Raw genomic sequence first — 20,492 nt, forward strand, 5'->3', positions numbered from 1 at the left:
GCGCGTCAGCGCGCGCGCGCCGCGAGGTGCCGCTCGATGTGGCCGAGCGCCGTCGCCACGCCGTCCTCGCCGCGGATCTTGCGGCCGAGCTCCTCGGCGCGCTGCCGCATGCCGGCGTCGGTCGCGGCGTCCCGGATCGCGTCCGCGAGCGCCTCGGTGCTGAGGCGCGGCCGCGGGATGGCGCGCGGGCCGACGCCGAGCTCCGCGACGCGCCGCCCCCAGAAGAGCTGGTCGGCGAGGTGCGGGACGACCACGGCGGGCCGCCCGGCGCGCAGGCACGCGGCCACGGTGCCGGCGCCCCCGTGGATCACTGCCGCGGCGACGCGCGGATAGAGCCAGTCGTGCGGCGCGGCGTCGATCCGCAGGATCGAGTCCGGCAGCGCCATGTCGCCGAGCCCGGCCCAGCCGGAGAGCAGGACCGCGCGCTGGCCGCTCCGCGCGACGGCGTCGACGAGGAGCCGGGTGGTGGCGACGGGATCGTGGGACGTCATGCTGCCGAACCCGACGGCGACCGGCGGCTCGCCCGCCGCGAGGAACCGCTCGAGCGCCTCGGGCGGCCGGTAGCCTTCGCCGCCCTCGTCGAGGAACCAGTAGCCCGTCGTGTGGAAGCTCGGCGGCCAGTCCGGCGGGTGCGGGACGACGTGGGCGCTGTAGCCGTGGACGACGAGCATGCGGCGCAGCGCGGCCATGTACCCGCGCCGGTCCTGCGGCGGCAGGCCGAGCTGCTTCCGCACGCGGTTCGTGACGCCGCCGTACCAGCGCCACACGGTCGGCTCGACCATGAGCTTGCCGAAGAGGAGGTTGAGCACGCTGTCGCCGCGCGCGACCGGGGCCGCGAGCGCCGTCGGCCCGTGCCGCGTGGCCACGATCGAGGGCTGGAGCGGCATGCTGACCTGCACCGCGCCGGAGGCCTCGGCGATCGACGCGGCGTACGTGTCCGAGGTGAAGCTGCTCAGGATGAGCTCGGCGCCCTCGCAGGCGCGCACGGCGTCCTGGACCATCTCCGCGCCGAAGCGGTCGATGAGCTTCTGCAGGATCCGCGACTGGACCAGGGGGTTCGTGCCGCGCGACACCCACTCCTTGCCGAGGTCGCTCTCCATGATGTCGATCGAGTCGACGCTCGCCGGGATCGCCGTGAGCCCGTGCCCCTCGATCCAGCGCTGGAAGCTCTTGCCGGCGAGGACGCGGACCGCGTGGCCGCGCGCCGCGAGCCCCTTGCCGAGCGCGATCGCGGGCTGGACGTCCCCCCGGCTGCCGATCGCGAGAACGGTCGTCTTCATGCTGGTCGTCTCGCCTCAGAGCGCCTTCCAGGACGCGTTGCCCGAGAGCCGCGGCGGCTCGACCGAGAGGATGTAGTCGACGCGGCGGTTCTTCGGCTCGTCCACCTGGTCCGCTGTCTTCACGAGCGGCGCCGACTCGCCGAGCCCCTCGTAGGCGACGGGGAGCTTCAGGCCGCGGCCCTTGAACCAGGCGGCGATCGCGCGGGCGCGCCGGCGCGAGAGGGTGAGGTTGTGCTCCTCGCTGCCGACGGTGTCCGTGTGGCCGACGATGAACAGCGTGATCTTGCCGAGCTCCGTGGTCTTCGCGACGACCTCCGAGATCCGCTGGAGGCTCGCCTCCAGCTTGGGCACCTCGGGCGCGCGGATGACATCGGAGTTGGTCTCGAACTGCACCTCCTCGTGGGGGATGCTCACGTTCCACGGGATGATCGCGATCCCTGCCCAGTAGCCCTGCGTGTCGTGGCCGTAGACCTCGATGCGCGCCACCGTCTCGTCGCTGGAGGGCGTCCACGTCACGACCAGCGGCGTGCCGGCGGCGGCCCCGTTGAACGGCTTCTCGTCCTCGGCCAGGACGGCGCCCGACTGGCCGAGGACCTTGATGCGCACCTTGCTGGCGGCGCGCGACAGCTTGACCTCGATCTGGCGGCCCTTGAGGTCCACCTTGGACCTGTCGATGGTCACCTCGAGCGCCGCCGGCCTGGCCTGGCCGCCTTGCGCGGGCGCGGGCGCGGGCGCGGGCGCGGGGCCGTCGCCTCGCGCGGCGGCGGGGACGAGCAGGGAGGCGGCGAGGAGCAGGGCCGGGGTGTGGCGCATGGGGGTCACCATCTCCGAGGGTGAGGGAAGTGAGGGAAGCCGGGGCCCAGCATACCACCGGATCGCCGGAGCCACACGGTTGTGGGTGTGACGGGTCGGGGGCGTGCCTGAGGAATCCCCTCATTTCGCAGCCATTTTCAGCGGAAAAATTGAACAGGGAGGCGGGGAGACAGGGAGTATTTGAAGACTTCCCTCCCCGTCTCCTCGCCTCCCTGTTCAATTTTCCGAAGAATTCGAGGGGATGCCTCAGGGGGCGTGCCCGTCGCCGCCTGCGATCGGCGAGCGCCCTCGCGGCGAGCGATCTCCAGCAGGCGCTCACGGGCACACAGGGCAGGGGAGGTGCTGCGCGACTCGTCGCTTCTGGCGACAGCGCAGCTCACTGCATGAGGGCTTGTCGCTGTGTGCCGTCGCGCTGCTGCGCCACGCCAGACCGGCGCCGTGGTGGCGGGCGCCTGCGGGATCTCGTAGTGTCCACGGGCGTCGGGAGGCCATCTGGCGAGAGCTCCACGGCGCCCCAGGGCACATGGCTGTTACTATTTTCGACCTCTTCAAGATCGGCATCGGGCCGAGCAGCTCGCACACGGTCGGGCCGATGCGCGCGGCGCGCATGTTCGCGGTGGATCTGCAGGAGGCGGGGCTGCTCGACCGCGCCGCGGCGGTCAGGGTAGAGCTGTTCGGCTCGCTCGGCGCCACCGGACGCGGCCATGGCAGCGACAAGGCCGTGATCCTCGGGCTGATGGGCGAGACGCCGGACGGCGTGGACGTCGAGCGCGCGGGCGAGGTCGTCGAGGGCGTGCGTCGGAGCGGCCGCCTGTCCCTGCTCGCCCGGCACGAGATCGGCTTCGAGGTGAAAGGACATCTGGCCTTCCTGCACCGGAGCCTGCCGTTTCACCCGAACGGCATGCGCTTCACGGCGCTCGACGAGGGCGGCGAGCCGCTGCGCGTGCGCGTGTACTACTCGGTGGGCGGCGGCTTCGTGGTGAACGAGGCCGCGGCGAAGGGCGAGAGTCCGATTGAAGAGGACAGGACGCCGCTGCCCTATCCGTTCCACAGCGCCGCGGAGCTGCTCGCGGCGTGCGCGGCGCACGGCCTCTCGATCAGCCAGGTCATGCTGGAGAACGAGAAGGTCTTCCGTCCGGAGGCGGAGATCCGCGCGGGGCTCCTGCGGATCTGGGCGGTGATGCAGGAGTGCGTGCAGCGCGGCTTCCGGACCGATGGCGTGCTGCCTGGCGGCCTCAAGGTGACGCGCCGCGCGCCGGCGCTCTATCGCAAGCTCATCGAGAGCCCCGAGGCGGGCCTGCGCGATCCGCTCACGGCGATCGACTGGGTGAGCCTCTACGCGCTCGCGGTGAGCGAGGAGAACGCCGCCGGGGGCCGCGTGGTGACGGCGCCGACGAACGGCGCGGCGGGCATCATCCCGGCGGTCCTGCACTATTACCGGCGCTTCGTGCCGACGTCGACGGACGAGGGCGTCGTGCGGTTCTTGCTGACGGCGGGCGCGATAGGCATCCTTTACAAGGAGAACGCGTCGATCAGCGGCGCGGAGGTGGGGTGTCAGGGCGAGGTGGGCTCCGCGTGCTCGATGGCCGCGGGCGCGCTGGCCGAGGGGCTGGGCGGCACGCCGGCGCAGGCGGAGAACGCGGCCGAGATCGCGATGGAGCACAACCTCGGGCTGACGTGCGATCCGGTGGGCGGCCTCGTCCAGGTGCCGTGCATCGAGCGCAACGCGATGGCGGCGATCAAGGCGATCAGCGCCGCGCGCATGGCGCTGCACGGCGACGGCGCGCACTTCGTGAGCCTCGACAAGGTGATCAAGACGATGCGCGACACAGGGGCGGACATGGAGTCGAAGTACAAGGAAACCGCGCGCGGCGGCCTGGCGGTGAACGTGGTCGAGGTGCCGCTGGAGGTCGGGGTCCACCTGCCGGAGTGCTAGTCCATCGCTCCCTGCGCCCTCCGGGTCCTCGAAGCGGCATGCTGCCGAGCGGACGGGGCGGCTGGCCGGGGCCGCCGGAGGGGAGCGCGGCTCAGCGGGGCTGCCTCGGGGCGGGCGCCGGGCTTCCGGCGAGAGGCTGTCCCTGCGCGCGGGTCATCGACCGGATCGCGTGGTTGAGCGCGGCGCGGAGGTTGCGTTGCGTGTTGAGCTGCGAGAGATCGAGCCCGAGCGCGACCATGGTCTGGGCGACGTTCGGCTTGATACCGGCGACGATGCCGTCGGCGCCGAGCAGCCGGATCGCGGTGACGAGCTCGATGAGGTGGCTCGCCACCTTGGTGTCGACGACCTCGACGCCGGTGAGATCGAGGATGGCGTAGCTCGCTTGTTTCTCGACGATCTTCGAGAGCAGGCTCTCCATGACGTCGGCGGTGCGGCCGCTGTCGACCGTCCCCACCATGGGGAGCGTGAGGACGCCGTCCCAGACCTCGATGATGGGCGTGGAGAGGTCGCGGATGACCCTCTGTTGTGCCTCGATCTGCTGTAGCTGTGTGCGCAGCTCCTGCTCGGCGAGCTTGGCTTCGGTGATGTCGAGTCCGAAGCAGAGCACGCCCGCCCCGGGCTCACCGCGTTCATCGCAGAGCGGAATAACCGAGATATCCCAGAAGGTGCCGAAGAATTCGTTGCGAATGCGGCGCGCATTGCCGTCGAACCACGCGTGAAGGTCGATGCCTGCCTTGAGCGCCGGTTCTGCGAAGATGTCGAACCAGTTCGCCCCGACGAAGTGCCCGGGCTTCAGTCCAATCTTCGCGAGCCCCTTCCCCTCATGATAGAAGCATCTGCCACTGCGCTCGAGCCCCCAGAGCGCGGTGCCGTCCAGGTGCTCGGCGATGCCGTCCATCATCCGCGCCTTCAACCGGAGCGTCTTGAGCTCCTCCGCTGTCACCTCGGGCGCGGCCCGCAGCGTGCCAAAAACGGCGCCGCGGTCCGACGACCGCCTCGCGCTGCACGAGAGCGGCCGGTGCGCCCCGCTGCCGTCGCGCAGGCGGACGCGGAAGGAGACGGGCTCACCCGAAGCGAGGAGCGTCGACCAGGCCTCCGCGACCGCCGCGCGGTCGTCGGGATGCGCGAGCTCAGCGAGCTTTTCGCCCTGATCGACCGCCGGGCCGAGCGCCTCCCGCAGCGCGTCGCTCGCGTGGAGCAGCGCCCCTTCGGCCGACGCGATGAAGAGCAGGTCTGGACAGCCGGCGAAGAACTCCACGAGCAACACGTTCGAATCATGGGTCATCAGGCGCGTATCTCCTCGAATCGAGAGCAGAGACGGCAGTGTACGGTGCGCGGAGCGCATCCGGGAAGCGTGTTCCAGGGGTGGGACGATGAGGTACGTCAGCGGCTCGTGAGCTACTGGCCCCCCTGCTCTGCCCTGGAGCGGCCCTCGCCGAGGAGCGGCGAGCGGGCTTGCCTCAGGCCTGGGGCGGGAACTCGGCGAACTGCGGCAGGTCGTCCGTGATCGGGAACCAGCTCGCCTTGGAGGCGGTGAAGATGTGGGCTCCCGGGCGGACGCCGGGATCGGTGTCGAGCGTGCCCGCGGGCACCACGGCAAAGCCGCGCTCGGGTGACAGGCGCGGCGCCGCGCCGCCGCAGCGCGTGCAGAACGCCACGGCGAAGAACCGCGCCTCCGGCACCTTGTAGCTCGCGACCTGCGCGTCACCGCGGACCCAGCGGAGCTTGTCGAGGGCGACGAAGACGTTGGTCGCGTGCGCGGCGCTGCGCCCGCGGCGGCAGCGCGAGCAGTGGCAGTTCGTCATGCGAATGGGCGTGCCGTCGTACTCGAAGGCGACGTCGCCGCACAGGCAGCTCCCCTGGGTGACGCCAGCTCTGGGCTCGACCACGGGGCGCGAGACGACAGGCGCCTGGAGCTCGGGCGGCCATTCCTCGAACTGCGGCAGCGAACCCGTGATCGTGTACCAGGGCGCCCTGGAGCCGACGAACTGGTGGAACCGTGGCTCGATGCCGAGATCGCCCTCGAGGTTGCCGGCGTGGAACAGGGCGAGCTGCCTCTCGGGGACGAGCAGCGGGGTGGCCGAGCCGCACGTGGCGCAGAAGGAGCGATGGCGGCTCGCGCACGAGGTGCGGGTGGCCTGCTCGCCGGCGAGCCAGCGAAAGCCCGAGAGCGGCGCGACCAAGGCCGTGGCGAACGCCGCGCCGTGGAACTTACGGCACATCGAGCAGTGACAGTTCAGCATGGTCTGGAACGGACCGTCGATCTCGTAGCGGACCGTTCCGCATAGACACGCGCCCCTGGTCATGGTCGTACCTCCCGTCGTCGTTCGCGGCTCGAAGCCTCGACACCACGCGTCTAGCCCAGAACGCGCCGCGCCACCAGGCGCGGCCGCGCGCCGCCGCCGCGCCCGGCGGAGCCTGGCGGCACGTCCGCCCTGCTCACCGGCGGTTGCGACGCCGCCCCACGCGGCGCGCGAGGGCGAGGGCGAGCCCGATGGCGGACAGCGCCCAGCCGGACGACGCGCCGCGACCTGTGCTCACCGAGCAGCTCTCGTGCGCTTCCCTTATGTCCGTCGCCCACTCCTGCCGCACGGCGGACCAGACCTCCTCGAAGCCGTCGGGCGGAGAAGAGCACTTCCCGATCTTGGGGCCGAAGACCTCCATGTCGGTCGGGAAGACGCCTGTCGCCCCCGCGTCCCCGTGCGGAACGCAGGTCCGCTCCTTCTCGAACGTCGCGCCGTCGATGAGGCTCTTGTACGTGACCTGGTAACAGTACTCGGGAGCCGCGTCCATGTACCTGTGTTCCACAGACCCGCCCCAGCCCCAGGCCGTCTGCTCGTCGAGCCCCGCCCCGTCGGGGCTCAGGAAGGTCACTGTCTGCACGTACTGACCCGCCCCTTCGAGCGCCGCCTCGCTGTTGTGGAGCCTGAAGACGACATACCGCTCCACTTCATTGGCCACGCAGATCTGCTCCGGACCGCAGGCGCTCATGGTGGTTTCGCAGCAGCTCGCCGTGTCGTACCAGCTATCCTCCAGCCTGACGCTCGCGACCATGGCGTGGGCGCCCACCTCCAGGTCGAGGTCGGCGCTCGCCCTGACTTCCGCTTCTCTGGCGTCGGAAGGAGCCTGCCCCTCGATGGTGACGCTGTACGTGTGACCATCGGCGAGCGGGGCGGCTGGGCGGAAGACCAGCACCCTCTCCGGCCCGGCGGCTGGCAGGTCGGCGACCAGCTCCTGCGTGCCGGCGACGACCTCTCCCGTTCCCTTGTCCTTCAAGGCGAGCGCAGGCGTGCCCTCCGGACAGTCCACGTCGCAGCGGACCCCGACGACGACGACCCCATCGAGCGGCACGGTCCGTGCGACGGACGCCAGGTAGTCGCCCCGCGCCGGAATGTTCGGGGTACATGCCTCGCTGGGGCTGGACGTGCCCATGGCGGCCAGACCACCCATGAGAGCGAGAGTCAACGCGACCGAGCGGCGATGGTGCATGATGAATTCTCCTGAAGAGGCCCAGAGCGGGTGAGCCCTGCGCGGCGATGGTATGATGCGCCTCGACCGTCAGGGAGATCTGGTTCGACGCTCTCGATCTGCTGCTGACGCGAGAGCTGCCCTTGCGTTTGGCATGCCGAGCCCCTCTGCCGCCGAGCTGGCGGAGGGCTCGTCGCCTCATAGCGAAGCAACGGTCGGGCCACGGCGCCGCAGCGCATGCGTGAGGCCGCGGCGCGCCTGTCGTCGTCCGTTGACCGGTCCCCGATCTCTCGCCGGAGCGCGGGCGACGTCGCGCTCGTCGTCTGGGGACGGGGTGTAGCGTGATGGCACTGGCACACTGGCACACTGGCACACTGGCACACTGGCACAACGCTCCTGGGGCCCGGCCGGGGCGCTCGATCCCTGAACATCTCCGAAGCCGAGAAGTGCGCGGCGACCTGCGGTCCGGTCGCTTCAGCGCGTGGATGGGAGCGCTGAGGCTACAGCCCGAACACGAGGGCATCGCCGCGGTTGGGCGCAGGTGGAGAGCTCGCCGCCGCTCGAGGAGCTGCCCTGAATGCTCCAGGGCGCGCTGCCGTTCATCCGATATCAGCTCTGGCGGAGAGCAGCGGCAATCTCCACCTCGTGTGCGTAATGCGCTGCGATCGTCGCGGGCTGCGACGGCGACCGCGCGACGTCCCCGTGATCCCCGTCACGAGCCAGCGGAGGCCGCCATAGGCCTTGCATCGTCGCCCGTCCAGATCGACCATGCGGTCGGAGCAGGGAGCGCGCCGCGGCATACGCGGCGCGAGCAGGCGAGATGGCGCAGATCACGTTCACACAGAACCTGACGAGGCACGTGGAATGCCCCGCGCTCGAGGTCGCCGGGGGGACGGTGCGCGAGGCGCTCGAGCGCTACTTCGAGCTCCACCCGCGCGTGCGCGGCTACGTGCTCGATGAGCAGGGGGCGCTCCGCAAGCACGTCGTGATCTTCGTCGATGGACAGCAGCTCAAGGACCGCGCCGGCCTGAGCGAGCCGGTGAGCGAACGAACGAGCCTTTACGTCATGCAGGCGCTCTCTGGAGGGTAGAAACAACTCATGAACTCGTTGCTCGTCGCGACCCGAAAAGGCCTGTTCCGGATCGATCGGAGCAGCGCCGGATGGGACGTCGCCCAGGTGTCGTTCCTCGGAGACGCCGTCCCGATCGTGCTGCCCGACGCGCGCGACGGCGCCATCTACGCCGCGCTCGGGCTCGGCCACTTCGGCGTGAAGCTGCGGCGCTCGCGCGACCGCGGCGAGACCTGGGAAGAGCTCCAGACGCCGGCCTATCCCCAGCAGCCCGAGGGCGTGACGGACTCCCTGCCCGACGGGCAGCCGTGGCCCTGGCGCCTCCAGCAGATCTGGGCGCTCGAGGCGGCCCACCCGAGCCAGCCCGCCACGCTCTTCTGCGGCACCATCCCGGGAGGCCTGTTCCGCTCCGACGACAGCGGCGCTTCGTGGACGCTCGTGCGCTCGCTCTGGGACCACCCGAAGCGCAAGGAGTGGTTCGGCGGCGGCGCCGATCTGCCGGGCATCCACTCGATATGCGTCGACCCCTCGCGCGCCGGCCGCGTGACGATCGGCATCTCCAGCGGCGGCGTCTGGCAGACCGACGACGACGGCGCTTCCTGGGACCTGCGCGCCACCGGCATGTACGCAGAGTACATGCCGCCCGAGCGCCGGGAAGACCCCGTCATCCAGGATCCACACCGGGTCGTCGCCTGTCCCGCGCGGCCGGACCACCTCTGGTCCCAGCACCACAACGGCGTGTTCCGCTCCACGAACGGCGGCGCCCTGTGGCACGACGTCCCGAGCGCCGCCCCCTCGAAGTTCGGCTTCGCCGTCGCCGTCCACCCGCGCGACCCCGACACCGCCTGGCTCGTCCCCGCGCAGAAGGACGAGACGCGCGTCCCCGTCGGCGGCAAGGTCGTCGTGTCCCGCACCCGCGACGGCGGCGAGACCTGGGACGTGCTCCGCAACGGGCTCCCGCAGCGCCACGCCTACGACCTCACGTTCCGCCACGCCCTCGACATCGACGGCACCGGCGATCGCCTCGCCTTCGGCTCCTCGACTGGCTCGCTCTGGGTCACCGAGGATCAGGGGGACTCCTGGCAGGCGATCTCCACCCATCTCCCGCCCATCTACTGCGTTCGTTTCATGGCCTGACACGGCGCGCCGCCACCCCGGCGGCGCCTGTCGCGCGCCCCGGCGCGGCCGTTCAGCTCCACCTCGCACAGCACCATCGCATTTTTACCGTGAACGCCGCTCGTCGAGCGGGCCTGTTTCCACCACGTCACGGCGGGCTCCGGCGCTCCGGGCCACGCCGCGGCCGCGCAGCAACGCGTCAGCAGCCGCGCGTGCATCAGTCCATGCACGCCTGGATGCGTGCGTGACGACATGCATCGTGATGCCAGCGTGATGCCAACTCCATGCCGAGAAGCACATGCCGGGAAGCGGACGAGTGAAACAAGTGCTGATGTCGGAGGTTTGGATACGTTTTTTTGTAAAGAGAGTTTACGGTCTTGCCGCCATGGCTCATCCATGCGCATTCTGCCAGGTGGCGCGCCCGCGATGGTCGTCAATTCCGACGGCCGTTCGGTTGTGTCGAGTCGCTTCCTTTCAGCAATGGCGGTGCTGTGTCCGGGGTGCACCCTCGTGCGCGCGCGGCCTGCAGTGGAGATCAAGAGCCATGACCGACAAGAAGCAAGGAGCACCTTCGTCCAGCTCGGACCGTACCCGTCGCCAGGTGTTGAAGCAGGCAGTGGGCCTCGGCGCGGGGCTGGCCGCCGCGCACTTGCTCGGCGGAGAGGCGTCCGCCTCGCCACGCATCCGCTCCGGGACGTTCACGACGAAGGACGGCGTGGCGCTCAATTACCTGGAGGCGGGGAGGGGCAGACCGCTGCTCCTCCTGCCGGGGTGGTCCCAGTCGGCGGCGCTGTACAGGGCGCAGATCCTCGCCTTCTCGCGGCACTACCATGTGTTCGTGCTCGACTGGCGCGGGCACGGCGACTCGGAGAAGGTCGATCACGGCTACCGCATCGCGCGCTTCAGCAGGGATCTCTACGAGTTCATCCGCGGGATGCGGCTCAGGAACGTGACGGCCCTCGGGCACTCGATGGGGTGCGGGGTGCTCTACAGCTACTGGGACAACTACGGTGGACGCTACCTGGACCGCCTGATCCTGGTCGACGTGGGCCCCGCGATGACGGCCTGGCCCGACTGGTCCGAGGAGGAGACGCTCGAGGCCGGAGCGCTGTTCACCCCGCAATCGCTCTACGACACGGCCGCCGCGCTGCGCGGGCCCGACGGGCTCGCCACGACCCAGGGCCTCGTGGCCAGCCTCTTCAGCCCTGGCTACCCGGCAGACAAGCTCGCCGCGGTCATCGAGGAGAACCTGAAGCTCCCGCGCGAGCACGCCGCCACGCTGCTCGTGAACCAGGCCTCGCAGGACTGGCGGGACGTGGTCCCGCGCATCGACGTGCCCACGCTCGTCGTCGGAGGCGAGGCGAGCATCTTCAGCCCCGTCTCCCAGCAGTGGGTCGCCGACCAGATCCCCGGCGCCGAGCTCATCATCTTCAGCGCTGAAGAGGGCGGCAGCCACTTCATGTGGCTGGAGAACCCCGAGAAGTTCAACGAGGATGTCCTCGACTTCCTCCGCTGATCCACGCCGCCCCTGAGCGGCCGTCTCGCGGGCGCGCGGCGGCCCTCTCCGCCCGGCGCGAGCGCGGGGCGGCATGACCACCGTCACTGCGCGACGCAGTTCGCCTTCATCGTTTCCCAGACTGCATCTCCGGTGGCGACGCTACCGGCAGAGGTGGGGTGGATCCCGTCTTGCGTATAGTCGTTGTGTCCGTCCCAGGTCGGACGAAGGTCCAACCAGTAACACTTCGGCGCCGTGAGCCCGTCGCACAGCTCCTTCATCTTCGGTCGGAGCGCGTCGAGGCAGGTCTTGAGCGACGCGAACTGGTTTCCGATGGGGTCCGGATAGAAGAAGTAGACCACTTTTTCGACGTTGTCCTCCGCCATGGTCTCGAACAACGACTCCGCCGCCGCGAGCGCTGCGTCGCCGTCCCCTCTCAACAAGCAGTCGTTCCCGCCCCCATCCATCAGCACGTACTTGATCATGCCGTTCTCGGCGGCCTTGCGGTACTGGCTGGGAATTTGATCGTTGGCCAGCGTCGTGCCGCTGACCGAGTTGTCGATATAGCGCTCGTCCTCGGCGAGGGAGCCGCTGGCCTTGGCCTGCTTTTCGATCTGTTGGGTGATGCCGTGGGTCGCGGCGATGAACGATTCGCCGATGACCGCGACCTGTTCTCCCCTGGTCTGACCGGTGACGCACTCGCCGGAGCCCCCGCTCGTGACGCTCGTTTCTCCGCCGCTCGCCGCGCTGCTGGCCTGCCCGGTGCCTGCGCCGCCGCTGCCCGAGGTGCCCACGGCAGCTGAGCCTCCGGTGCCGCCAGGGCCCGTGCCGCCCGCGCCGACCGTGACCGTGGTCCCCGCGCCGCTGGTGGTCCCGTCAGGGGTGTCTCCGCTGGTCGAGGGCGTACCGCCGTCATTCGCCTCACCACAGGCCCAGACGCCGATGCTCAGGAGACCGAGAACGCTCAGCTTCGTGGAAACGTGGCAACGTATTGACCGCATTTTTCCTCCAGTATCGGCTCGGTGCCGAGGAACTCGCCCCTCTGTCCCAGGAACGCCGTCCGTCCTCACATCACATCGCCCGATGCAGGTGACTGCCACGACTTCGTACCCGAGCCAGATGGATCGAGGTATAGGCAGACTCGCCTATGCCTCGATGGGAGACGTCACGCTCACGCTGGTGGACTGAACAATTCGGGCGAGAGTCGAATTCGGCTATCACTACAAACTGCGGCACCTGATGACCTGGCTCTCCTACGTGCTCGACAGGCACCCCGAGCTCGAGCGCAAGCTCCGCGCGGAGAACGAGGCGCAGGTCCTCCTCGCCGTCCTGCTGAGGCGGCTCCGCATGCGCCGCGCGCCCGGTCACCCGGTGTCGCCCCAGGCCGCGGCCACCCTCCGGCCGCGCCGCGGCCTCGAGCGGACGCTCCACCCCGCCTGATCGCATCGCCCGCATCCGCGCGCTCCGCTGGAGCGCGGCCGCCCGCTCGGGCGCGCCGGGCCGCAAGGACAAGCTTGGCAGTACCTCGGCGCGCCCGGGTCTCGTAAGATGGTGAGCTCATGCCGCGACCGCCGGCACGACGCTGCCCGCATCCCCGGCGCCGCACGAGCGTCTGGGCGGACCCGACAGGCGCGGAGCCAAGGAGACCCACGTGAGCGCTCGAATCCCTCTTCCGCCTTTCCCGAAAGGCTGGTTTCATGTCGCCTCCTCGGACGAGCTGTCCGCGGGCGGCCCCCTCCCGCTCCGCTATTTCGGGCAGGACCTGGTGCTGTTCCGGACGCAGGACGGCGAGGCGCGCGTCCTCGACGCCTATTGCCCGCACATGGGCGCCCACCTCGGGGTGGGGGGCCGCGTCGAGCAGCGCGGGATCCGGTGCCCGTTCCACGGATGGGTGATCTCCGGCGAGGGGGCGTGCGTGCACATCCCCTACGCGGACACGATCCCCCCGAAGGCGAGGGTCCGCTGCTGGGCGGTGCGGGAGCTCGACGGCCTCATCCTGGTCCACCACGCGCCCTCCGGCGAGCCCCCTGACTTCGAGATCCCGCCGCTCGAGGAGGCGCGCTCGCCGGAGTGGTCCATGGCCCTGAGCAAGCGCTGGAGGATCCGGACGCACGTGCAGGAGGCGCTCGAGAACATCGTGGATCCGGCGCACTTCGTGGCCGTGCACAGCATGCCGGAGCCGCCGCGGACCGAGCTCGAGATCGAGGGCCACGTCATCCGCTCGCGGTCGGCGGTGAAGCAGAAGGGCCCGGGCGGGCGGGTCGTCGACGGGACCATCACCTGGGAAGGCCACGGCATGGGCTACGGGACGATCCGCTTCACCGGCATCGTGGAGCTCCTCTTCGTGAACACGGTCACCCCGGTCGACGAGGACCTCATCGACGTCCGCTTCGCCTTCTGGATGCGCAACGACGGCGCGCAGCGCCTCGCCCAGGCGCTCGCCGCGGAGGTGTGCCGGCAGCTCGAGGAGGACATCCCGATCTGGGAGAACAAGATCTATCGCCCTCAGCCCGTCCTGTGCGCCGGCGAGAAGGGCATCATGACGTTCCGCAAGTGGAGCAGCCAGTTCCTCTGAGCCGCTGAGCCCGACGGCCGGGCTCCGAACGACGAGGCCCGCCGTCGCGGCCCGCTGTCGCGCCATCGCGGCGCGCCGCCCGGCGAGGCGCGCGCGAGAGCCGGCGACAGGCGCGCCGACGCGTCGCCGCGGCCATGCGCGCGCGACAGCGTTCATCAGCAGCTGACATCAAGCTGACATCAACCCAACATCAATCCAACTTCATCTGGGTTTTGCCGCGCCGCGTCCGGAGCGCGCCGCCATTGCGCGTCGGGTCAAAGGGGGCTCTGACGAGCCGATGAGTCGACACGCCGGCGCGCCGGCATGGATGGCAGGCCAGCCTCATGGCCCTTGCCTTGACCAGAGGTGAGTCAGAAATCATTCTATGGCCGTCGAGTGCTTCCAGCGTGACCGCCTGGCGTTCAGAGCGCCGGCAGAGCGATAGAGTCCGCACCACAGAAGCAACGTACCTCAGGGGCTCAATCTGAGGAATCCCCTCATTTGTAGCCATTTCAACGGAGAAATTGAACAGGGAGGCGGGGAGACAGGGAGTAACTTGAAGATTTTCCTCCCCGTCTCCCCGCCTCCCTGTCAATTTCCGAAGAATTCGAGGGATGCCTCAGGGGCTCGATACGCCGCGGGCCGCAGGCGCGAGCGCGTGCGCGCATGCGCGCCATCGGCCGGCCAGAGAGCCCCGCAAGCTCCGACGGGCCACCATGGCGCCGCCGGGTTTCGGTCAACCATTCACGGAAGGTGAAAACAGATGGAAATCAAGCCCACACAGGCAGAGATCGACAAGCTCGCGACCAAGCTGGATGAGCTCTCCGAGGTGCTCACCGAGAACGAGCGCGGCCTCCTGCTCGCGATCATCAGCATCGCGGGTCAGACGATCGCGGCGAGGGCGAAGGCGCAGCCCGCGCAGCCGGCCGAGCCGACGAGCCTGCCGAAGCTGTCGGACGCGTTCAAGTCGGCGTTCAAGGCGGGCGCCGCGGCGAAGTACGAGTTCGAGGGCGAGGCCGCCGCCGCCAAGGAGGTCTCGGTCGGCGGCGCCACCGTCACCTGGACTAACTAGCCCATGAGCTCGTCGCCCAGGAAAATCGCGAGCGAACCGGCGCCTGCCATCAGGCGACGTCTGTCGCTGCTCGACGCGGCCGGTCCGGGACAGGGAGAGGCCCGGCCCGGCTCACCGGGAGTCCGGGGCGACGTGACGAGGCTGGACGCAGAGACACGGAGGTCGCGCGCGTCGTGGCGGGTCGCGCTCGTGACGATGCCGTTCGTGTCGATGACGAGACCCTCGATCCAGCTCGGGCTCCTGAAGGCAATCGGGGAGTCCCACGGGTTCCCGGTGACGACCCACCACCTGAACCTGGACTTCGCGGTCCAGGTCAGCCCGACCGTGTACGAGCACCTCTGTCGGCATCGCGGGCGCCTGGTCGGCGAATGGCTGTTCTCCCTGGCGGCCTTCGGCGACCGGGCGCCCGATCTCGAGGACCGCTTCCTCGAGGACCTCTCGCCCGGCGCGGGCGGCGCGCCCGCGGGCTCGCCCGAGTCGCCCGAGCGGCTGCGGGCGCTCCGCCACGAGGCGGTGCCCCGCTATCTGGATCACCTGATCGACGCGATCGCCTGGGGGGACTTCCGGGCGGTCGGGTTCACGTCGACGTTCCAGCAGAACACGGCCTCGTTCGCCCTGGCGAGGCGCATCAAGGAGCGCCACCCGGGCGTGACGCTGATCTTCGGAGGCTCGAACTTCGAGGGCGACATGGGGGTCGAGCTCTGCCGATCCATCGATTGCATCGATTACGCCGTGTGCGGCGAGGGCGACCTGGCCTTCCCGGAGCTGCTCATCGCGCTGCACGAGGGGCGCGATCCGGCCGGGATCCCGGGCGTCGCGTGCCGGCGGCGCGGCGAGGTGGCGAGCCCGCGGCAGCGGCCGCCGCTCGAGCAGCTCGACGAGCTGCCGGTGCCCGACTACGGCGAGTACTTCGAGCGGGCCGAGGCGCTCGGGCTCCTGCCGAGCGCGGGCCGGCGCGTCGTCGACATCCCGTTCGAGAGCGCGAGGGGCTGCTGGTGGGGCGAGAAGCACCATTGCACGTTCTGCGGGCTGAACGGCTCGACGATGGCGTTCCGCGCCAAGTCGCCCGAGCGCGTCGCGAAGGAGCTCGCCGAGCTCGCGCGCCGCCACCGCAGCTTCCAGTTCGAGGCGGTCGACAACATCGTCTCGACGTCGTACCTGAAGACGCTCTTCACCCGGCTCGCCGAGGAGCGGACGGATTACCAGTTCTTCTACGAGGTGAAGTCGAACCTCACCCGGGAGCAGCTGAAGACGCTCGGCGACGCGGGGGTGCGGCGCATCCAGCCAGGGATCGAGTCCCTGAGCAGCCACGTGCTCAAGCTGATGCGCAAGGGGGTGACCGGGATCCAGAACGTGAACACCATGCGCTGGTCCCGCTACTATGGAATCGGCGTCGGCTGGAACCTCATCTGGGGTTTCCCCGGCGAGACGGCGGAGGACTACCGGGAGCAGGCCGAGCTCATCGCGCGGCTCACCCACCTGGAGCCGCCCGGGGGCGCGGGCCCGATCTGGATGGAGCGGTTCAGCCCGATCTACGCGGATCGCGCGTCGTTCCCCGCCGCCTACGTGCGGCCGGAGAAGAGCTACGCGTATGTCTATCCGCGGCACCTCGAGCTCGACAAGGTCGCTTACTTCTTCGACTACCAGCTCGAGGACACGCTGGAGGCGTCCGCGTATACAGGGCTGTCCAGGGCGGTGACCGCCTGGATCGAGGCCTGGAAGCGGACGCCGCGGCCGTCGCTCACCTACTGGTCGTCGCCGGAGCTGCTCCAGATCGAGGACCTGCGCGATCCGGCGAGCTTCGGCACGTACACGTTCGAGGAGCCGCTGGCGTCGCTGTACCTCGCCGCGAGCGAGCGACCGCTGGCGGTCGAGAGCATCGCCGCGAAGGCCGGGATCTCCGCGCCGGCCGGCGAGGTGGAGGCCGCGCTGGCCGAGTTCTGCGCGAGGGGGCTGATGATGCGAGAGGGCAGGTCGTTCCTCGCGCTGGCGCTGCCGGCGAGCCCGGGGAGGTGAGGAGCCGATGAGTAGCCTGCACGTCGAAGAAACGCTGTCCCCGGAGGCGCTCGGGCGCGCCCGCGACGCGCTCGCGGGCCTCGCCGAGGCGCAGGACGAGGCCGGGGCCTTTCGCGAGCTCCTGGAGCTGGCGGCGCCGGCGGAGCTCGGGGAGCTGCCCGCGGACGTCGCGGTGGCCGGCCGCCCCGTCGTGCTCCGGAGCCAGGCGAGCGCCGCCCTGGCGCTGGGCTCGGAGCCGCGCGCGGCGGCGCTCTGGGAGGCCGCCGAGGGGCTCGACGAGGCAGGGCGCGCCGCGCTCGACGTCCTGCTCCGGCGCGCCCTCGACCCTGTCGAGGCGCTGGCGACATGGCCGCTCGAGGCGCTGTTCACCGCCGACGAGGCGGCGTGGCTCAGGGCGGCCAGGCCGAGCCAGGCGCCCGCGACGCCCACGCGGCTCCGCTGGGCGCCGGGGCAGGACATGGCCTATGCGGGCTACGCCTGCGCCATCGTCAAGATCACCCGCCTCTGCAACCTGCGCTGCACGTACTGCCACGACTGGCGGGCAGAGACGAACCAGATCATGACCTTTCCCGTGCAGGCCCGGCTCTTCCAGGAGCTGATCGGGGCGGGGCAGCACGGCACGATCGAGGTGGTGTGGCACGGCGGTGAGCCGACGCTGCTCGGCCAGAGAGCGTTCCTGCGGACGCTCGCGCTGGAGCGCTGGTTCCAGCGCCCCGGACAGCAGATCTTCAATCGGATCCAGACGAACGCCACCACGATCGACGACGGCTGGGTGCGGTTCTTCCTGCGGTACCGGATGCACGTCGGGGTCAGCCTCGACGGGCCGCCCGAGCTCCACGACCGCACGCGCCTGCACGTGAGCGGCCGGACGACGTTCGCGGAGGTGCGCCGCGGGCTGCGCCTCCTGCGCGAGGCCGATCTGCTCAAGCACGTCTACCTCGTGATCGGCGGCGCGACGCTCGCCGCGGGCGCGGAGCGGATCATCCGGTTTCTGCAGGAAGAGGGGCTCACCCGCGTCGGCGTGCTCCCGACCCGCCCCGGCAACGGAGCGGCGCGGCCGGGCGTGGAGTGGGTCGACCGGGCGACGTACGTGCGCTTTCTGCTGGACCTCGACCGGGCGCGAAAGGCGCGGCCCGAGCCGTGGATCCACGTGCGCGAGCTCGACAGCGCCGCGCGCGCGGCGCGGGGGGAGGTGGCGGGCCATTGCGAGCTGCTCGGCAATTGCGTCGGGGCGTTCTTCTCGATCGAGCCCGACGGCAGCGTCGGCCATTGCGACAAGTTCGTCGGCGACCCTGATTACACGATCGGCAATGTAGTGACCCAGGGCTTCGAGGAGATGCGCGCGGGGCCGCGGGCGCAGGCGCTCGCGGCGGGCAACCGCGCCGCGCAGGCGCAGCAGCAGGGGTGTCGCTATTTCAAGTATTGCCGCGGGTGGTGCCCCCACGAGCGCTACGTCGCCGAGCGCCACGACCCGGGGCACGACCCCTCGTGCTGCGGTCTCTCGGAGCTGTTTCAGGTGCTGGAGGAGGAGGCAAGTCATGCGATCGGTCCACGTCAATGAGGCTTCCAGGCAACAGCTCGCCGCGCTGCTCGATCTGAGGCCGGACGAGGTCGAGGCGCTCGTGCGAGCGCGCCCGTTCGCGGCCCTCGGCGAGCTCCGCCGCGCGCTGCCGTTCCGCGTGGCGCGCGGGGTGCGCGCGTTCGAGCTCCCGAAGCTGGACATCAACGCCGCGAGCGAGGAGGAGCTCGCGCGCAAGGCGGGGATCCCGGCGGCCGCCGCCCGGGCGGTGGTCGCGGCGCGGCCGCTCTATTTCGTCTCGGAGCTGCGCGGCGTCCCGGGGCTCGACGGCGCCGCGTTCGACGCGCTCGCGGCGATCTTCGACGTCCCCGAGCTCGCCTACCGCGACAAGCTCACGGGGCGCCGCGTCGAGCTGGTGCCGGACGCCTCCGAGGTCGTGGTGAGCTTCCGCGAGACCGAGGCCGCCGCGCGCGCGCCGAGCCCCGCGGCGCTGGGGCTGCGGGAGGAAGCGCGCCCGGGGCCGCGCGCGAGCCACCGGCTCTTCAAGGTCCCGGAGACCGAGTCGGCGCCGCAGATCCTGGCCGATCTGAGGCGGGCGCCGGACGTGGAGAAGGTGACACCCGCGTTCCGCGATCCGTCGGCGAACCGCCGGTACATGGATCCGGCGCTGTGCGCCGTGCAGTTCGCGGACGGCGTCCCCGAGGCGCGGCAGGCGGAGATCGTCGCCGCCGCGGGGTTCGAGATCGCGGAGCGCCACCGCACCCCGGGGCTCATCACCCTGCGCCTCCTCGGCGGAGAGCGGGAGCCGGCGCGGCTCACGCGCGCGATCGAGGGGCTGAATCGCCAGAAAGAGGTGAAGTTCGCCGAGCCCAACTTCATCGGCTTCGACGACCTCGAGGGCGGCGCCGCGGGCGCGTCAGGCGAGTCGGCGGGCGGCGGCGGGGCCGCGGCGGCGTGGAACCTGGCGCTCCTCCGCGCCCCCGACGCGTGGAGCTCGGGTGACGGCTCGCCCGACGTCATCATCGCGGTGATCGACTCCGGGGTCGACACGGCGCACCCGGCGCTGAAGGACGCGATCCTGCCGCGGAGGGACGACGACGACTGGAACTTCGCGAGCGACGGGACGCCGGTCCCGGACGATGACGTCGGGCACGGGACGTTCATCGCCGGCATCCTGGTGGGCAATGGCGCGGAGTCCGTTCACGGGGTCTGCCGCGGTTGCCGGCTGTTGCCGCTCAAGGTGCCGCTCTCGGGCGAGACGGCGAGCTATGCGCGGCGGCGCGACGCCATCCTCTATGCGCTGAGCCGCATCCCGGCAGGCAAGCGCCTCGTGATCAGCATGAGCTGGAAGACCAGCGGCGATGTCGGCCTCATCCGGGACGCGATCGCGACGGCCGTGGAGCGCGGCGCGATCGTCGTCTGCTCCGCGGGCAACTGGCCGGACGGCGTCGACCAGCCGCATTACCCGTCCGATTACCCGTCCGTGATCTCGGTGGGCGCGGTGGGGCCGGACGGCGCCCGGGGCAGGTATTCGTTCTATGGCAAGGAGGTCGATTTCGGGGCGCCGGGGGGCTCGGGCTCGAACGATCCTGCCGAGAACATCATCTCGGCGGCGGTCGGCGGGGGAGCGCGATCCGATTTCGGGACGTCGTTCGCGACGCCGCACGTCGCCGGCGTCGCGGCGCTGATCCTGTCGCAGGACCTCACGCTCTCTCCCGCCGAGGTGCGCGCGATCATGGCGGCGGCCGCGGCGCCCGCGCGGGATCCCGGGCTCGGCGCCGGCCTGATCGACTGCTGCGCCGCCGTGCGCGCGGCCGCGGCGCGCGCGGGGCGCGTGCTGCCCGCGAAGCCCGCGCAGCCAGCGCAGCCCGACGCGGGGCCGGCCGCGCCGCGCCCCGCGCCGGACCGCGGCGAGCGCCACGGCGGTGTGCTCGCCGCCCTGAACGAGAGCGACGCCGACGAGCTGGCGGCGCGCTTCGGTATCCCACGCATGACCGCGAGGCTCCTCGTCGCGCACCGCCCGATCCGGGATGTGCAGCAGATCCGGGGGACGCTGGGCTTGCCTGACGAGATCTACGCGCAGATCGCGGCGCGCGCCGCCTCCGGCCGGGAGCCTGCCGGCGGTCTCCAGTCGTCGAGCGCGGGGGGATGAGC

At 70.8% G+C, this 20,492-nt stretch carries 16 protein-coding genes; 10 read left to right on the forward strand and 6 right to left on the reverse strand.

Annotation, left to right across the window (positions count from 1 at the left end):
- Nucleotides 1-5: 5 nt before the first annotated feature.
- Together WME89_RS11780 and WME89_RS11785 are read right to left on the reverse strand one after the other, a co-directional pair.
- Nucleotides 6-1,280: a glycosyltransferase gene (locus WME89_RS11780; protein ID WP_438009285.1), complete on the reverse strand. Its 1,275-nt coding sequence runs from the start codon at nucleotides 1,278-1,280 to the stop codon at nucleotides 6-8.
- 15 nt (nucleotides 1,281-1,295) lie between these two features.
- A complete protein-coding gene (locus WME89_RS11785; protein WP_438009286.1) occupies nucleotides 1,296-2,093 on the reverse strand; it encodes an OmpA family protein in 798 nt (265 codons plus the stop codon).
- Between the two features lie 523 nt (nucleotides 2,094-2,616).
- Between WME89_RS11785 and WME89_RS11790 the strand changes: the two genes are divergently transcribed.
- Complete coding sequence (locus tag WME89_RS11790) at nucleotides 2,617-4,029, forward strand: L-serine ammonia-lyase (RefSeq protein WP_438009287.1); 1,413 nt, start codon at nucleotides 2,617-2,619, stop codon at nucleotides 4,027-4,029.
- A 91-nt stretch (nucleotides 4,030-4,120) separates the two neighbouring features.
- Here WME89_RS11790 and WME89_RS11795 read toward each other — a convergent pair whose 3' ends face one another.
- The 3 genes from WME89_RS11795 to WME89_RS11805 form a co-directional block, all read right to left on the reverse strand.
- Nucleotides 4,121-5,314: a PAS domain-containing protein gene (locus tag WME89_RS11795; RefSeq protein ID WP_438009288.1), complete on the reverse strand. Its 1,194-nt coding sequence runs from the start codon at nucleotides 5,312-5,314 to the stop codon at nucleotides 4,121-4,123.
- 175 nt (nucleotides 5,315-5,489) lie between these two features.
- The gene (locus tag WME89_RS11800; protein ID WP_438009289.1) at nucleotides 5,490-6,335 is read right to left on the reverse strand and encodes a GFA family protein; all 846 of its coding nucleotides are present in this window, start codon (nucleotides 6,333-6,335) and stop codon (nucleotides 5,490-5,492) included.
- 133 nt (nucleotides 6,336-6,468) lie between these two features.
- Entirely contained in the window at nucleotides 6,469-7,461 is a 993-nt protein-coding gene (locus tag WME89_RS11805) for a hypothetical protein (protein ID WP_438009290.1), read from the reverse strand.
- Nucleotides 7,462-8,317: 856 nt separating this feature from the next.
- Between WME89_RS11805 and WME89_RS11810 the strand changes: the two genes are divergently transcribed.
- The 3 genes from WME89_RS11810 to WME89_RS11820 all read left to right on the forward strand — a co-directional run bounded on the left by WME89_RS11810 (nucleotide 8,318) and on the right by WME89_RS11820 (nucleotide 11,198).
- Nucleotides 8,318-8,587: a MoaD/ThiS family protein gene (locus WME89_RS11810; protein WP_437667474.1), complete on the forward strand. Its 270-nt coding sequence runs from the start codon at nucleotides 8,318-8,320 to the stop codon at nucleotides 8,585-8,587.
- Between the two features lie 9 nt (nucleotides 8,588-8,596).
- Nucleotides 8,597-9,703, forward strand: a complete 1,107-nt coding sequence (locus WME89_RS11815; protein ID WP_438009291.1) for a WD40/YVTN/BNR-like repeat-containing protein — start codon at nucleotides 8,597-8,599, stop codon at nucleotides 9,701-9,703.
- 580 nt (nucleotides 9,704-10,283) lie between these two features.
- Nucleotides 10,284-11,198: an alpha/beta fold hydrolase gene (locus tag WME89_RS11820; RefSeq protein WP_438009292.1), complete on the forward strand. Its 915-nt coding sequence runs from the start codon at nucleotides 10,284-10,286 to the stop codon at nucleotides 11,196-11,198.
- Nucleotides 11,199-11,281: 83 nt separating this feature from the next.
- Here the strand turns inward: WME89_RS11820 and WME89_RS11825 are convergent, their stop codons facing one another.
- Nucleotides 11,282-11,971, reverse strand: a complete 690-nt coding sequence (locus WME89_RS11825; protein ID WP_438009293.1) for an SGNH/GDSL hydrolase family protein — start codon at nucleotides 11,969-11,971, stop codon at nucleotides 11,282-11,284.
- Between the two features lie 445 nt (nucleotides 11,972-12,416).
- Here WME89_RS11825 and WME89_RS11830 point away from each other — a divergent pair, with 445 nt between their 5' ends.
- The 6 genes from WME89_RS11830 to WME89_RS11855 all read left to right on the forward strand — a co-directional run bounded on the left by WME89_RS11830 (nucleotide 12,417) and on the right by WME89_RS11855 (nucleotide 20,490).
- Nucleotides 12,417-12,617 (forward strand): hypothetical protein, encoded by a 201-nt coding sequence (locus tag WME89_RS11830; protein ID WP_438009294.1) that lies wholly within the window; start codon nucleotides 12,417-12,419, stop codon nucleotides 12,615-12,617.
- Nucleotides 12,618-12,828: 211 nt separating this feature from the next.
- Nucleotides 12,829-13,752: a Rieske 2Fe-2S domain-containing protein gene (locus WME89_RS11835; protein ID WP_438009295.1), complete on the forward strand. Its 924-nt coding sequence runs from the start codon at nucleotides 12,829-12,831 to the stop codon at nucleotides 13,750-13,752.
- A gap of 742 nt (nucleotides 13,753-14,494) precedes the next feature.
- On the forward strand, nucleotides 14,495-14,803 hold the full coding sequence (locus WME89_RS11840; protein WP_438009296.1) for a hypothetical protein: 309 nt from the start codon (nucleotides 14,495-14,497) through the stop codon (nucleotides 14,801-14,803).
- 189 nt (nucleotides 14,804-14,992) lie between these two features.
- Nucleotides 14,993-16,819, forward strand: a complete 1,827-nt coding sequence (locus WME89_RS11845) for a RiPP maturation radical SAM C-methyltransferase (RefSeq protein ID WP_438009297.1) — start codon at nucleotides 14,993-14,995, stop codon at nucleotides 16,817-16,819.
- Nucleotides 16,820-16,826: 7 nt separating this feature from the next.
- A complete protein-coding gene (locus WME89_RS11850) occupies nucleotides 16,827-18,380 on the forward strand; it encodes a radical SAM protein (RefSeq protein ID WP_438009298.1) in 1,554 nt (517 codons plus the stop codon).
- Nucleotides 18,358-20,490: a S8 family serine peptidase gene (locus WME89_RS11855; RefSeq protein WP_438009299.1), complete on the forward strand. Its 2,133-nt coding sequence runs from the start codon at nucleotides 18,358-18,360 to the stop codon at nucleotides 20,488-20,490. The genes WME89_RS11850 and WME89_RS11855 overlap by 23 nt, the downstream gene beginning before the upstream one ends.
- Nucleotides 20,491-20,492: the final 2 nt, after the last annotated feature.

Origin of the sequence: Sorangium sp. So ce321, from assembly GCF_051530195.1 — a bacterium.
Taxonomy (GTDB): domain Bacteria; phylum Myxococcota_A; class Polyangia; order Polyangiales; family Polyangiaceae; genus Sorangium.